General features: G+C 58.7%; 14 protein-coding genes. 5 read left to right on the top strand and 9 right to left on the bottom strand.

Annotated elements, in window-relative coordinates; genetic code table 11:
- Positions 1-4: 4 nt before the first annotated feature.
- Positions 5-1,051 (bottom strand): L-threonine 3-dehydrogenase, encoded by a 1,047-nt coding sequence (tdh, locus tag ACX5K5_RS04080; protein WP_096256701.1) that lies wholly within the window; start codon positions 1,049-1,051, stop codon positions 5-7.
- 134 nt (positions 1,052-1,185) lie between these two features.
- On the opposite strand from tdh, the gene ACX5K5_RS04075 reads away from it, so the two are divergent.
- The gene (locus tag ACX5K5_RS04075; RefSeq protein WP_096256700.1) at positions 1,186-2,091 is read left to right on the top strand and encodes a LysR family transcriptional regulator; all 906 of its coding nucleotides are present in this window, start codon (positions 1,186-1,188) and stop codon (positions 2,089-2,091) included.
- 208 nt (positions 2,092-2,299) lie between these two features.
- Here ACX5K5_RS04075 and ACX5K5_RS04070 read toward each other — a convergent pair whose 3' ends face one another.
- Positions 2,300-3,130, bottom strand: a complete 831-nt coding sequence (locus ACX5K5_RS04070) for an aldo/keto reductase (protein ID WP_346059702.1) — start codon at positions 3,128-3,130, stop codon at positions 2,300-2,302.
- A gap of 45 nt (positions 3,131-3,175) precedes the next feature.
- Complete coding sequence (locus ACX5K5_RS04065) at positions 3,176-4,354, bottom strand: MFS transporter (protein WP_459175064.1); 1,179 nt, start codon at positions 4,352-4,354, stop codon at positions 3,176-3,178.
- A gap of 115 nt (positions 4,355-4,469) precedes the next feature.
- On the opposite strand from ACX5K5_RS04065, the gene ACX5K5_RS04060 reads away from it, so the two are divergent.
- Positions 4,470-4,916, top strand: coding sequence for a MarR family winged helix-turn-helix transcriptional regulator (locus ACX5K5_RS04060; RefSeq protein ID WP_096256698.1), 447 nt, complete (start codon positions 4,470-4,472; stop codon positions 4,914-4,916).
- Positions 4,917-4,948: 32 nt separating this feature from the next.
- Positions 4,949-5,623: an HAD family hydrolase gene (locus tag ACX5K5_RS04055; RefSeq protein ID WP_188684474.1), complete on the top strand. Its 675-nt coding sequence runs from the start codon at positions 4,949-4,951 to the stop codon at positions 5,621-5,623.
- 98 nt (positions 5,624-5,721) lie between these two features.
- Here ACX5K5_RS04055 and ACX5K5_RS04050 read toward each other — a convergent pair whose 3' ends face one another.
- The gene (locus tag ACX5K5_RS04050) at positions 5,722-6,630 is read right to left on the bottom strand and encodes an aminoglycoside phosphotransferase family protein (RefSeq protein WP_096256696.1); all 909 of its coding nucleotides are present in this window, start codon (positions 6,628-6,630) and stop codon (positions 5,722-5,724) included.
- A 633-nt stretch (positions 6,631-7,263) separates the two neighbouring features.
- Here ACX5K5_RS04050 and ACX5K5_RS04045 point away from each other — a divergent pair.
- Complete coding sequence (locus ACX5K5_RS04045; RefSeq protein ID WP_459175063.1) at positions 7,264-7,554, top strand: hypothetical protein; 291 nt, start codon at positions 7,264-7,266, stop codon at positions 7,552-7,554.
- 365 nt (positions 7,555-7,919) lie between these two features.
- Here the strand turns inward: ACX5K5_RS04045 and gatB are convergent, their stop codons facing one another.
- The 4 genes from gatB to ACX5K5_RS04025 form a co-directional block, all read right to left on the bottom strand.
- Positions 7,920-9,428 (bottom strand): Asp-tRNA(Asn)/Glu-tRNA(Gln) amidotransferase subunit GatB, encoded by a 1,509-nt coding sequence (gene gatB / locus ACX5K5_RS04040; RefSeq protein ID WP_096256693.1) that lies wholly within the window; start codon positions 9,426-9,428, stop codon positions 7,920-7,922.
- A gap of 9 nt (positions 9,429-9,437) precedes the next feature.
- The gene (gene gatA, locus ACX5K5_RS04035; protein ID WP_459175062.1) at positions 9,438-10,991 is read right to left on the bottom strand and encodes an Asp-tRNA(Asn)/Glu-tRNA(Gln) amidotransferase subunit GatA; all 1,554 of its coding nucleotides are present in this window, start codon (positions 10,989-10,991) and stop codon (positions 9,438-9,440) included.
- The gene (gene gatC, locus ACX5K5_RS04030) at positions 10,981-11,277 is read right to left on the bottom strand and encodes an Asp-tRNA(Asn)/Glu-tRNA(Gln) amidotransferase subunit GatC (RefSeq protein WP_096256691.1); all 297 of its coding nucleotides are present in this window, start codon (positions 11,275-11,277) and stop codon (positions 10,981-10,983) included. Before gatC ends, gatA begins: the two co-directional genes overlap by 11 nt.
- 86 nt (positions 11,278-11,363) lie before the next feature.
- Positions 11,364-11,915, bottom strand: coding sequence for a maltokinase N-terminal cap-like domain-containing protein (locus ACX5K5_RS04025; RefSeq protein ID WP_459175061.1), 552 nt, complete (start codon positions 11,913-11,915; stop codon positions 11,364-11,366).
- 121 nt (positions 11,916-12,036) lie between these two features.
- Here ACX5K5_RS04025 and ACX5K5_RS04020 point away from each other — a divergent pair, with 121 nt between their 5' ends.
- The gene (locus ACX5K5_RS04020) at positions 12,037-12,654 is read left to right on the top strand and encodes a GNAT family N-acetyltransferase (protein ID WP_188684470.1); all 618 of its coding nucleotides are present in this window, start codon (positions 12,037-12,039) and stop codon (positions 12,652-12,654) included.
- A gap of 7 nt (positions 12,655-12,661) precedes the next feature.
- On the opposite strand, the gene ACX5K5_RS04015 is transcribed toward ACX5K5_RS04020, so the two are convergent.
- Entirely contained in the window at positions 12,662-14,575 is a 1,914-nt protein-coding gene (locus ACX5K5_RS04015) for a penicillin-binding transpeptidase domain-containing protein (RefSeq protein ID WP_442346885.1), read from the bottom strand.
- Between the last annotated feature and the right edge of the window lie 2 nt (positions 14,576-14,577).

Here is a 14,577-nt window from a genome sequence, read left to right as displayed (position 1 = left end):
TCTCCTAGAAAACTGTCCAGTCCAAAACAACCTTGCCGCCGTGCCCACCGCGTGCGGCGGTGAATCCGTCCTGCCATTCGGTGGCAGGGATGAAGTCGGTAACTACCGAAGCTACGCGTTCGCGCAAAACGTCCGAGGTGGTGAGCATGGCGCTCATGGCGTACCAAGTTTCAAACATTTCGCGCCCATAGATCCCCTTCAAGGTGAGCATGTGGGTGACAACCTTGCCCCAGTTGATGTCGATCGATTCGCTGGGAAGTCCCAGCATGCTGATCTTGCCGCCGTGGTTCATGTTTTCGATCATTTCTGGCAATGCGGTCTTGTGCCCCGACATTTCCATGCCGAAGTCGAAACCTTCGCGCATGCCCAGTTCCTTCTGAGCGTCGGCGACGCGCTGCTTAGAAACGTTGATGGCGAGGTTTACGCCCATGCTGCGGGCCAGTTCCAGGCGTTGCTCGGAGACGTCGGTGATGGCGATGTTGCGCGCTCCGGCATGGCGGGCTACCGCTGCCGCCATCAAACCGATGGGTCCCGCTCCGGTGATCAGGACATCCTCGCCGACCATGGGGAACTGCAGCGCGGTGTGTACCGCATTGCCGAACGGATCAAAAATTGCGCCGAGCAGCGGGGTGATGCGCTCGTCGCGGTGAATGTACACATTGCTTGCCGGAATTACCACGTATTCGGCGAACGCGCCATCGCGCTGCACGCCAACGGAATTGACGTTGATGCACATGTGCGGGCGTCCGGCGCGGCAATTTCTGCAGATACCGCAGACCACGTGGCCCTCGCCGGAAACGCGGTCTCCGACTTTAACGCCGTGTGCGAAGGATCCAACCTCCACGACTTCGCCGTAAAACTCGTGCCCCGGGACCAGCGGTGTGTTGATCATGGCCTGCGCGGCCTCATCATAGGCTTCAATATGCAGGTCGGTGCCGCAGATGCCAGCGGTCATGACGCGGATTTTCACGTCATGGGCTCCGGTCTCTGGCTCAGGCCGGTCAACGAGTTCCAGTCCGGCGTGTGGGCCGGACTTATATAGAGCTTTCATGCTGGTTCCTTTGAGATCGGGCACCGAGGTGCGCACGACAGACTTGGCGTTGCTTCAAGTGTCGCACCCAACACCGCGGGATAAAACCTTAGAAGAACTTCGATTTCCTGATCTAACGATTTAGTATTTACTTCATGGAATTACATCAGTTGCGAATTCTTCGCGAGCTAGCGGACTTAGGTAGCGTCAACGCCGTGGCCAAGGCCCTCTACGTCTCGCCTTCGGCGGTGTCCCAACACCTCGCGCAGTTGCAACGCGGCTTCCCGACTCCGCTGACTCAAAAGGATGGACGCAGGTTGGTGTTAACGGCAGAGGGTAAATTATTGGCATCAGCTGCCGCGTCGGTCGCCTCAACGTTGGCTGAGGTTTCAGCAAAAATCCGCACCCAGGATCAGGACCGCGATGCCCCCGTTCGCATCGCCGGGTTCCACTCTATCGGGCAGACGCTCTTCGCTCCGTTGCTGGCCTACCCGCAAGGCAGCCTACCCCCGCTGCGGTTCTCGGATGAAGACGTATCCCAGCAGGACTTTCCGGCATTGACCTCCGCCTACGATCTGGTCCTCGCCCACCGCATGCCGCATACCGCTCCGTGGCCTGAAAACCAGATCACCGTCATCCCCTTGGCCTTCGAACCACTGGACATCGCGATTCACCGGGAGCACCCGCTGGCAGCCTTCGAGGAATTGACCCCGCAACAGCTGATCGGCGAACGCTGGGTGGTCTCCCGTGCGGGCTACTCCCCCGCCGATGTGCTGGAAACTATTGCCGCTCTGGCCGGCAGCGCACCGGTGGTTGAGCATCGAGTCAACGACTATGCCACCGCCGGTGCGCTAGTGCAGGCCAGTAGCTGCCTAGGAATCCTTCCGCGATATACGGCGCGCAAATCGCTGGACGAGTCGGTGACTTTACGACCCATTAAAGGGCTGAACTCCGGACGACAAATCGACCTGCTGCTGCGCGCCGAACATCTGCACCGTGCACCGGTCAACGAGGTGATCGAGGCTATACGCAGTACCGTGCGACGTCTGATGCTCAGCTAATGCCCGCGCACAGCAAGCACGCTTGAACATGGTGCTGGTCGATGCGCTGACCGTGGAAGCTGGCAGGATCATCGAGCCGATCATCTACTTCATATCGCCGGTAGGCTCGGCGGGCCCTGAGTCCGCCGAGCCTACCGGCGAAAGGTTCTAGATACAGCACCGCCCGCCCTCAAACCAGAGGACGGGCGGTGCTTGCGAATGCTGCAGATCAGCCGTTGAAGCTGTCAGGATCCGGGCCGGTGCGGCCGCCGCGATCCAGCGCGTCAATCGCGGCTAGTTCTTCGGCGGACAGCTCGAAGCCGAACAGATCCAGGTTCTGCACGATGCGCGATTCGGTGACCGACTTCGGGATGATCACCCGGCCCCGCTGCAGGTGCCAGCGCAGAATTACCTGCGCGGCGGTGACCTGGTGCGCTTCGCCGATCGCCAGGATCGATGCGTCGTTCAGCAGCGCCCCCTGGGCCAGCGGGCTCCACGCCTCGGTGGCAATGCCATGCCCGGCATTGGCGGCGCTGACTTCAGCATTCTGCAAGGCAGGATGCAGCTCAACCTGGTTGACCGCAGGAACAACATCCGTGGCATCAATCAGCTTCTGCAGGTGAGTCGGCTGGAAATTAGAGACGCCGATAGCGCGGATCTTCTTCTCGGCATACAGCTTCTCCAGCGCCTTCCAGGTCTCCACATACAGTTCCTTCTCCGGAGCCGGCCAGTGGATCAGGAACAAGTCCAGGTAATCCAGGCCCAGGCGCTGCAGGCTCTCGTCAAATGCTTTTAAGGTCTGCTCGTAGCCCATGTCCGAGATCCAGATCTTGGACGTGATGAACAGTTCCTCACGGTTAATGCCGGACTCGGCCAACGCCTTGCCCACGCCTTCTTCGTTACCGTAGATCGCTGCGGTGTCAATACTGCGGTAGCCGGCCTTCAGTGCGGCGGCCACGGCGGTGGTGGTTTCTTCGTTCGGAACCTGGAAGACACCGAAGCCGATCTGCGGCATCTGCACGCCGTTATTCAGGGTAACGGCGGGAATAACTGTCGTCATTTCTAACTCCTTAAATTGTGTGGTGGATCAGTGAAAATTGGGGGTTCAGTTAGCCGGGGTCAGTTCCGCCACGACCGGGGCCTTCTTGGCCAGGTTCATGGCCAACAGCATCAGCAGCAGCGCGGCGACGGTGATCGCGGCGCCAATCCAGATTGGCGAGGTATAGCCCAGTCCCGCGGCGATGCCCATGCCGCCGGCCCAGGCACCCAGGGCGTTGCCGACATTAAAGGCGCCGATGTTTGCGCCGGAGGCCAAGGTGGGTGCTGAGCCTGCGTAGCGCATGATGCGGCTTTGCAGGCCAGGCACGGTACCGAAGCCAAAACCACCCATGAGGAACAACGCCACGATGGTGGCCACCTGACTGGTAGCCAGCGCGCCGAAGGCAATGAGGACCACGAGCAATGCGCCAATGAAGATCAGCAGGGTGCGGTCGATGTTCTTGTCGGCCATGCGTCCACCTAGCCAGTTGCCGGCGAACAGACCGGCACCGAAGAGGACCAGCAGCCACGGCACGGTATGGGAATTAAATCCGGAGACTTCGGTCAGGGTGTAAGCGATATAAGTGAAGGCACCAAACATGCCGCCGTAACCGAGCACCGTCACACCCAGCGACAGCCAGACCTGCCGGGATTTGAAGGCTCCCAGCTCGCTGCGCAGCGAGATTGCCTCAGCCGCCTGCTTAAGTACCGGTACCAGCGCCAGGATGCCGATCAGCGCGATCACGCCGATGCCTGAGATCGCCCAGAAGGTGGAACGCCACCCTGCCTGCTGGCCTAGGAAAGTGCCAAAAGGCACGCCCAGTACGTTGGCTGCGGTGAGTCCGGTGAACATGATGGCAATAGCACCCGCCTTCTTATTGGCGGGAACCAGATCGGCGGCGACCACGGACCCGATGCCGAAGAAGGCGCCATGGCACAGGGCGGCGATGACGCGGCCAAGCATGGCGACCTCGTAGGTCGCGGCGACGGCCGTGAGCGTATTACCGATGATGAACAGCAGCAGCAGGCCGGCCAGCACGGGTTTGCGCGGCAATCGCACGGTAGCTGCAGTTAGTCCGAGCGCACCGACCACCACGCTGAGCGCGTAGCCGGAGATCAGCCAGCCGGCGGCTGCCTCGCTGACGGCGAAGTCCGCAGCCACCTCCGGAAGCAGGCCCATGATCACAAATTCGGTGAGCCCGATGCCGAAGGCACCGAGGGCCAACGCAATAAGTCCGAGCGGCATGACGTTACTCCTGATAAGCTGGAAGAAATTAGTTGCAGACGCTTGTTATTGCGTCGATGAATATAATAGTTGCACACGCAAGTAATGAGCGCAAGCAACAAATATGGGAGTTGTTATGGGAATCGCAGATGACGCCGTTGAAATCCGCTCACGCGGATGGCGCACTTTGGCGGCATTGCACGGAATAATCGAGGCCGCACTGGAAAAGGATCTCACCGCTCACGCCGGCCTTTCCGTGGTCGAGTTCACACTGCTGGACGCGCTGAACCGGCAAGACGGATGGCATATGCGCATGGCGCAGTTAGCCCGAGCCACCGCATTAAGCCCGAGCGCCACCACCAGGCTGGTCACCCGTCTGGAGGACCGGCACCTGCTCTCGCGCGTGCTGTGCGCCGATGACCGGCGCGGCATTTACACCGAACTGACCGAAGCTGGCCAGGAGCTGTACCTGAGGGCCAAACCGATTCACGATGAAACGCTGGAACGAGTGCTCAACGATGCCGAGAAACTACCCGAGCTGGCCCCGCTGGCCCGGACCCTGCATCAGCTCCCCGTCTCCTAGCCTTCGCATTCGGATTCAAAAAGGAACCACCGATGAACCCAAAATTCTCCGCTCTGCTCTTTGACTGCGACGGGGTCCTGGTGGACTCCGAATCCCTCACTAACGCGGTGCTGCGCCAGATGCTGATCGAGCTTGGATGGAATCTCAGCCAGGAAGAATGCATCCAGATTTTCATCGGCAAGGCATTGAAAGATCAATGGCAGCCAATTCTCGCCCACACCGGATTCCGCATCGACGACGCCTGGATCTCCCGGTTCCGGACACGACGCGACGAGGCGCTGCGCGCGAACCTGCAGCCCATTCCCGGCGCCCTGGAAGCAGTCGCGCAAATTTCCGGGAGCTACGGCAACAAGATCGCCTGCGCCACCGGGGCCGATCGCGGCAAGGTGGAAATGCAGCTCTCGCTCACCGGGCTGGCACCGTTTTTCGGCGACCGGGTGTTCAGCGGCATGGAATACCCGCGCAGTAAACCGGCACCGGATGTCTATCTGGCGGCTGCAGCTGCGCTCGGGGTCGATCCGCGTCAGGCGCTGGTAATCGAAGATACCGCCACCGGAGTCACCGCAGGTGTCGCCGCCGGGGCCACCGTGTACGGATATTGCTCGGGCGGCCCGACCAGCACCAGCCCTCAGGCGCTGACCGCCGCGGGTGCCAGCCACATTTTCACCAGCATGGGCGAACTCCCCGCGCTAGTCTCGTCGAATTAGCGCCCCAGAAAACCCCCGGCAGGGACGATCCGTGGTGCCTCCGGAAACGGCCGTTTTGGCATCAACATCTAAGATCCGGATCAGCCGCTCCGGCACACTCACCTCTTCAGCAGCATATTCAGGGTATCCAAGCCGATTCGTCCCAAGGGGTCGGCGGTGCCCAGCGGCGCGGTGAGCATGGCGTAGCGCAGTGCCCAACCACGCGCCCGCAGCCACATTGCTGTCCCGCGATCTGCAGCGTACCGACGCAACTCTTGATCACGCACCGGCTCGGTAAAGTGCATCCACAGCATTCCCAGATCCGAAGCGGGATCTCCGGCGCAGAGGTCTCCAAAATCCACCAATGCGGACAGTTCAGCCTTGCCACCACCGGTGGTCACAATCGTATTGTGCGGATGCGGATCGCCGTGGAGCCAGCGTGGCGGCCCGCCGTAGGCATCAGCTTCTAATGACTGTTCCCAGATGAATTGCGCACCGCGTCGGTACGTCGTTGGAAGCTGGGAGATCTGCTCTCTGGTGCGTTGATCCACTACTTGCAATTCGCAGCCTCTGAATTCACTGCGTGGCGCATCTTCGGGGGCAGGGCCATGCACCACCGACAAATAGTCGGTAAAAGCCGGCGCATAGGCATCACGTTGCCTTCGCCCCAGCGTCGCCGCGCTGATGCCAGGGACGTAACGGCAGATCGAAAAGGTGAACGGGTAGTCCGCTGACGGCTCCCCGATGAATACCGGAGCCCCCACATCCAAGCCGCTGTCGGACGACAGGCGAGGCAACCATTTCCGCTCCTTGTGCCCGATCTTCTCGGCGAGTGCACGACGAGGCAGTCGCACCAGTAAATCATCACCCAAACGGTAAACCTCGTTGTCCCACCCGGTAGCCAGATAAGTCAGAGTTCTTCCGGACCACTGACTCGCTTGCGCGCAGATCAATTCGCGCACCAACGCCCGATCAATAGACACTTCCGCCGCAGGTTTTGCCGAAACGGCCATTTCTTGGAAGGTCATTGCTCCATGCTAAATCAATCCCGCCAAAGCGATCGCGCGCATTCCGCTCGGTACGAGAATCCGAGACTAGATCTGGGAGATTTTTCATCCACTTTTCGCGGCAAAATCATCCGTGTCATCTGTTCGGTAATAGCGTGCGTGGAAACAACGTGCGGGACAATCGTGCTTTCCGCTACCTTGCGGTTTTCGTTCAGTGCGCTCGAGTTCTAGATGCGGACCTCATGACTAGTACCGCGTTTCTGTCTTCAGTTTGGCTTGGCAGCTCGGCATAGGCCTAGGCAAGTGACTGATTTTCGCGTTGTGTGAATAGGAAATTTAGGATTTGCTGTCCGGCATAGTATTAGCGTCGTGAAGGGAGGCCTATTTCCTTCGTCGATTGGCGGGTTCTCTTTTTCGTTTTTCAGAAACAGTACAAAGCCCCCTAGAACGCGTGCTCGAACACTGGAGCTTAAGGCCACTGGCTGCATAATTCCGAGAAATAACCCCCTTCACCGAACACTCAAAGGGATGTTAATCATCCAAATTGACGATAGCCGTGGCCGCCAAAGCAACGTACTGTGAAGATGGTAGTTCTAATAGGAACCAGTCAGTTTGAACTTGGATTGAATTACCTGACATGCACAGAAGGGCTTCGTGAGTCGCATGCTTGCTTGGTTTGGCTTGGAAGAAAAGGCTAAAAACGAATCGGAACCAGACGATGGCGTGAGCGAAAAAACTAAATGGGGATCCCTGCTCCTCTGCCTCGCTTTGGCATTTGCGGTTTTTGCCGTAACTCATTGGCTACTTAGCGGCGCTTCCGGCTTTGCATCCTATGTGCCCGGAATATGCGCCGCAGGCACCCTGCTCATTGGTTCGCTCATTTCCGAACACTCCCTAGCCCGCGGTGAAGACCATTCCCCGGACCCACGCTCCGGCAAAAACTAAATCCCGTAACGTCAATCGCGTGTCGCGCGCGTTGGCCGCATCCTGAGGTCAAATGTTGATCTGGGCCGGCTCCGGCAACGCGGGTGCCAGCGAGTTGAACTTCGAAGCTCTTCTCCACTATCCCACCGCTCCCGCCCACGCTATAAGATTCACCATTCTAAAAAACGGCACCGTCTGGCGAGCGCCGCCACACGAAACCGCCCGCAGAGGCGGCGATGGCCAGACTGATCCGAGTATTACTTCCGAACTCTGGCAACGCCCGCGAGCGATCACCGGAACATCGTGGCTTATGAAGAAAAACAGCGAACCCCGAATTCCTTTGAAAGGAATTCGGGGTTCGCTGTTTTAGTACCGAAGGATGAGTCTTACAGACCCAACTTCTCGATCACGATTTCGCGCACGCGACCGGCATCGGCCTGACCGCGGGTGGCTTTCATAACCGGTCCCATCAGGGCGCCGATGGCCTGCATCTTGCCGCCCTTGATCTTCTCGACCACGTCCGGCATGGCGGCCATAGCTTCATCCACGGCCTTGCCCAACGCATCATCGTCGTTGACCACAGCTAGGCTGCGCTTCTCAACGATCTCGTTTGGAGTTCCTTCGCCATCAACCACAAATTCCAGCACCTGGCGGGCGATCTTGTCATTGATCTTCTTCGAGGTGATCAGCGAATTCAGCTCAACGATGGTTGCCGGGGTGACCCCCAGATCCGCAATTTCCTTGTCCGCAGCCTTGGCCAGACGGGCGATCTCGCCCATCCACCACTTGCGGGCTACCGCGGCACTGGTACCGGCGGCAATGGTTGCCTCGATCTCGTCGAGCACGCCCGCGTTGACCACGTCGCGGAATTCCTTGTCCGCATAACCCCAGTCGGCCTTCAGTCGCTTGCGGCGATCTGCCGGCGGCTCGGGCAGACGCGAACGCAGTTCCTCAACCCATTCGGCAGTGGTGACGATTGGCACCAGGTCCGGCTCCGGGAAGTAACGGTAGTCATCGGCATCCGACTTCGGACGGCCCGAGGTGGTGCTGCGAGTGTCTTCGTGCCAGTGACGGGTTTCCTGAACGATCTTCGCTCCGGAATCGAGCACCGCTGCGTGGCGTTCAATTTCGAAGTGCACCGCGTGCTCCACGGCACGCAACGAGTTTACGTTCTTGGTTTCGGTACGGGTACCGAACTTGTCCGCTCCCTTGAGCATCAGCGAAACGTTGGCGTCGCAACGCACGTTGCCGCGCTCCATTTTCGCATCCGATACCCCGAGGTTCTTCACGATTTCACGGATGGCGGCCACGTAGGCCTTGGCCAGCTCCGGCGCCCGCTTGCCGGCGCCCTCGATGGTCTTGGTGACGATTTCAACCAGCGGCACACCTGAACGGTTGTAATCAACCAGCGAGTAGTCCGCACCCTGGATACGTCCGGTGGATCCACCCATGTGGGTTAGCTTTCCGGCGTCTTCCTCCATGTGAGCGCGTTCAATCTCCACACGGAAGATCTCTCCGTCTTCCAGTTCGATGTCGATCCAGCCGTCGTACGCGATCGGATCGTCATACTGGGAGGTCTGGAAGTTCTTCGGGGTGTCCGGGTAGAAGTAGTTCTTCCGGGCGAAACCGCAGCGCTCGGCGATCTTGCAGTTCAGTGCCAGGCCGATCAGGATGGAGTACTCCACCGCGGTCTTATTGACCACCGGCAGCACGCCTGGCAGACCCAGGTCTACCGGGGTGACGTTGGTGTTCGGGGCGTCGCCGAAGGCATTCGGGGCGTCCGAGAACATCTTGGTTTTGGTATTGAGCTCTACGTGGACCTCAAAGCCGAGCACCGGATCATACTTTTCCAGTGCCACATCAAAGTCGACTAGTTCATCGGTGTAGTTAGACATGTGCTCCCCTTAGGCCTTTGGCGCGATCGACGCGGAATCAATGGCAGGTGCCTGCGAGATCAGGGTGTGGCCCCAGCTCTTTTCCAGCAGTGCTTCCAATGCGGCACCCGCGCGGTACACGCGGGCGTCTTCGAAAGCAGGCGCCAAGAACTGGATACCCACCGGCAGGTCCTCAGACAATCCGCCGGGCACGGTGATGCCCGGGATGCCGGCGAGGTTAGCCGGGATGGTTGCCACGTCGTTGAGGTACATAGCCAATGGATCGTTGTCGTTCTCGCCCAGTTCGAAGGCGACGGTTGGTGCCGTTGGAGACACCAGTACGTCTGCTTGTTCAAATGCTGCGGCGAAGTCGCGCTGAATCAGTGTGCGAACCTTCTGTGCCGAGCCGTAGTACGCATCGTAGTAACCGGCGCTCAATGCGTAGGTGCCCAAGATGATGCGGCGCTTTACCTCATCGCCAAAACCTGCGGCGCGGGTGGAGCCCATGACGCGTTCAATGGTCATTGGGCCGGATTCTGGCAGCACGCGTTTGCCGAAGCGCACGCCGTCGAACTTGGCCAGGTTGGAAGAGACTTCCGAAGGCATGATCAGGTAGTAGGCGCCCAGCGCGTACTTCAGGTTAGGGCAAGAAACCTCGACGATTTCTGCGCCCGCACCCTTGAGCAATTCCAGAGATTCTTCGAAGCGTGCCTGCACGCCAGCTTGGTAGCCTTCACCCTGCAATTCTTTAACCACACCAATGCGCAGACCCTTCAGATCTCCGGTGGCACCAGCTTCCGCGGCAGCAACCAGACCTTCAAGGGCTTTTGGCAGCGAGGTTGAATCCTTCGGGTCGTGCCCGCCGATCAGTTCCTGCAAGTATGCCGAGTCAAGCACGGTACGGGAGACCGGGCCGATCTGGTCCAGCGAGGAAGCCATGGCGATCGCACCATAGCGCGAAACACCGCCATAGGTTGGCTTCACACCCACGGTGCCGGTGACGGCGCCCGGCTGGCGGATGGAGCCACCGGTATCCGTACCCAGTGCGAGTGGGGCTTCGAAGGAGGCAACTGCAGCGGCCGAGCCACCGCCGGAACCACCGGGGATGCGGTTCAGATTCCACGGATTGCGAGTCACACCGTAGGCGGAGTGCTCGGTGGACGAACCCATGGCAAATTCGTCCAGGTTGGTCTTGCCCAACATTGGAAGCTTTGCCGCGCGGATCTTTTCGATCACGGTCGCGTCATATGGGCTCATCCAGCCTTCGAGCATCTTCGATGCTGCGGTGGTGGGCTGGCCCTTGGTGACGATCAGGTCCTTGATGGCAATTGGTACACCGGCAAGTGGGTGCAGCGCTTCGGCTTCGGCTCCGCCGGCTGCGCGAATCGCGTCCACCTCGGCCGCTACGGCGAGCGCCTCTTCGGCGTTCACGTGCAGGAAGGCGTTTAGTGCACCATCAACTTCGGCGATACGGTCCAGGTGAGCCTGGACTGCCTGGACGGAGGTTACGTCGCCAGCGCGCAGCTTTTCTGCCAGTGCGGTGGCGGAAAGACGAATCAGATCAGACACAGAATTATTCACCATCCAAAATTGCTGGGACCCTAAAGCGGTCCGAGTCCGAGTCAGGCGCGTTGAGCAGAACTTCATCGATGCTCAGCGTCTGCCCCACCACGTCTTCACGCAACACGTTGGTCAACGGGATTGGGTGGCTGGTGGCTGGAATATCGGAAGAGGCGACTTCGCTGACAGATGCGATGGCATCGACGATCACGCCGAGCTCACCGGTCATCTTATCCAGCTCTGCGCCGCTCATCTCGATGTGGGCCAATTGTGCCAAATGCACAAGGTCCTCACGGCTGATGGCAGACATATATCTCCCTAAAGTGGGCGGATGGGTTTCACAGACAAGTCTATCCCTTGCCCGCCCTCAGCTAGGTCGATTTGGTCTTCAAGCGGTTATGCTATGCGCAATACCAGACCACTGAGCGGTTGGCCTAGCGCGTTTTCCCACGAACCGACCACACCTTGCCCGCTTACTTCGCCTGCGACTGGGCGACGAATCACTTCAAGCGTGCCGCTAACCCCGTTACCTAAGACCCGGACATTTGAGTCTTCTTCGAAGGAATTGTTCTGATGTTGTGGGACAGCCCGGCCGGCAAGAAGTTCATTGAGCTGCGCAGTAAAAACCGGGTCACCGGTCGCGTCATAGATGTAACGCAAGCCGAGAATCCCGTGATCGCTGGTGCCCACGAGATATGCCTCGGCGCCTTCCAGCGCTTCGGCTCGGTAGCTGAAAGGCACGTGGTAAATCACCTCGGTGCGATCGGCACGGTCTGCGACTAAGCGCAGTTCCATACCCACTTCTCCGGCTGGATCCTCCAAACGGAAGCCACCGACGTCCTGTAAGTCTGGTGCGCCCTGACCGTCATAAAAATCCTGCGTCACCAGCCACTTAGCGAGCAACTCATTTTTTGAAGGATTCATGGAGGTGTTGTAGATAATGCCCATGGGCTCAGTCTGCCAAGCGCGCGCTGAGCACACAAGAGCCTAGGGCTAGTGTTGTTCACACTTCTTTGACAAATAGTTTGTTTTTCTCTTTACTAACAAACTTCCGCGTCGACTAGATAGCATGGGTTTCATGTTCGGTGAGGCGCAGTGGAATCAAATGGAACAGGCCCAAGACTATGGAAAGAGCCTGCTCTGTGATGAGCAGGTGGATTTGCGCGAAGTGGAACCAGAGGATCTTGCGCAACTTGCCCAATGGTGGAATGACCCGCGTTGGGCAGTGTTACAACAACGCATTATCAAACCCCGTCCTGCCCAATCGGTGACGGAAATGCTTGCTAGTTGGAGCGTAAATAAACCCCACAGCGGTGATGCTGGGTTTAGCATTTTTGAATGCCAGGATGGACGGCTTATCGGGCACATCACGCTCAGTGGTGGATCCTTACCGCACCGAGCCGCCGAGTTAGCGATCATGCTCGGCGGTGACCAGGTAAACCGAGGTTACGGCACCCGTGCCATCGGCCTAATGCTCAAATACGGCTTCGCGGAGATGGGTCTAAACCGTATAGGGCTGAAAGTCGCCGCCTTTAACACTCGCGCGGTACGCACTTATGAAAAAGCAGGCTTCATCCTTGAAGGACGAGAACGAGAGATCTATTTCCATCAGGGGCGTTTCCACGACCAGCTAATTTTCAGCGTTCTCTCCCGCGATTATTTCGCGGCAGTTACCCCCGCAAGCTAAACAGTGATTACTTACCAACTTTGGTAAGGAAGTCGGCAACTAACGGTCCGGCAGTCTGCGCGCCCCCATCACCGTCTTCGACAAAGGCTGCGACGGCCAGATCCCCTTGGGCGGCAATCACCCAGGCGTGCGCGTTTCGTTCGGCGTCGTATTCGGCGGTACCACTCTTGCCGATAATTTTTGCCCCAGGAACCGACTTTAATGCTTTGAGCGTTCCGTGGTCCACCGTGCCGGCCATCATTTCTTGCAACTGCTCAGCTTCTTTTTCAGTCAGCGCGCTCTTAGCCTTGGCCGGTTCTTTGACCTTCGGGTTCAGCACGAGTTGTGGATGCACGGTGCTGGCGTTAGCAATGGAAGCCATCACTGTTGCCATGCCCAATGGAGAGGATTCCACCACGCCCTGTCCAATCATGTTTGCAGCCAACTCGGTACCTTCGGAGTCATCTGGCACCGAACCGATAAATGCTTCGGCTCCAGTTCCATCATCTGCTAGTAGCCCTAATGAGCTGGCAGCGTCGGCCACCGCTTTGGCGCCAAGTCCCTTACCTGCATTGACGAAAACCGTGTTGCAAGACTCTGCAATGGCTTCTGCGAATGGAATCGTACCCACCGCTTTGGTTGGGTAACCGTCATAGTTTTTGAAACTTTTGCCATCAACCTCGGTACTTGCCGGGCACTGCACCTTGCTCTGGGGTGTTTCGCCGTCACGCAGCATTGCTAGGGCACCGACTACTTTGAAGACAGATCCCGGTGCGTAGCGTCCTTTGAGCGCCGTATTCAGCCCGTTGGTTTCCGGTCCGGATGCGGCCGCGAGAATTTGGCCGGTGGAAGGTTTAATGGCCACGATGGAGGAGGCTGAATCAGTTTCAGCAACCAACGACTCTGCAACGGTCTGCATATTTTCATTGAGCGTCAGTTTGAGGTCTTCGCCCGCGACCGGTTCACTGCTCAGCAGTTCTGCCACGGCCTCGTGGTCCGCGTTGTAGCGGGAAACGGTGACGCCTGAGGCCCCCGCTAATGACTCGTTATAGGCCGATTGCAGACCGGAAAGACCCACCTGGTCACCGGCCTGAATTTTACCTTCAGACTTTTTGATAATTTCAGCGGTGGCTTGTCCGACGCTTCCAAGGATTGGTCGGGCGAAGGTACGCGTGGGCGCCAAGGGCATCTCATCAGGTTGCGCGACGGCACCTGGGATCCCGGTAATTTCGTCATCGCTCACCTCGCGGCTGGCGTCATCACGCAATACGATGGCCTGCACCCACGCCTTGGCCCCAGATTTTTCGACCCGATTTGCGAACGAATCTTCATCGATCTCTAGCAATTTGGCCAGACTCCGTGCCGAGGAGTCCCACTGATCTGCCTCGGTGCGGGTCTTGTCGATTCCTACCCGTACCACCGGACGATTCTTTACTAGGGCATTGCCGTTACCACCCAGAATCTGTCCACGTTTAGCTTCGCTAAATCGTGCGTCAAGATATTCTCCGGCGACCAAGTCGGGTGCGAGAATCGCCGGGTCAAAGCGCAGCTTCCACTGCTCGGCGTCCTGATCAAATTCCATGACCGCTTGAGTTTCATAGGTGAGGTCGTTCTCGGAGGAGTCAACATCCCACGTGGTCTGCACTGTTGCGGTAGCCGTTTTCACCCCGTCTTGGGCTTCTTCGTCTTCCACTGTATTCAGCACGGTGTGGGTATGCTTGATGTCGCCCATCGGACCGAATGCTGTTTCGACGCTTTTGTTCGCGGCGCTAGCGTCGCTTCCAGCGAGTGGCACCTGACTAAAGTCCCCGGAACCGAGCGCGGCTGTTAAGGCCTCGGCCGCGGGTTTTGGGTCCGGCGTTGCTGCGCTGCACGCAGTAAAGGTACTGGCAACGAGCGCGGCGACAGACAGGACAACAACACTTCGGGGGAAACGACGCATGG

It is taken from the genome of Glutamicibacter bergerei, assembly GCF_054495185.1.
Note: the sequence above shows the minus strand (reverse complement) of the source record. Positions and strands in the feature narration are given on the sequence as shown.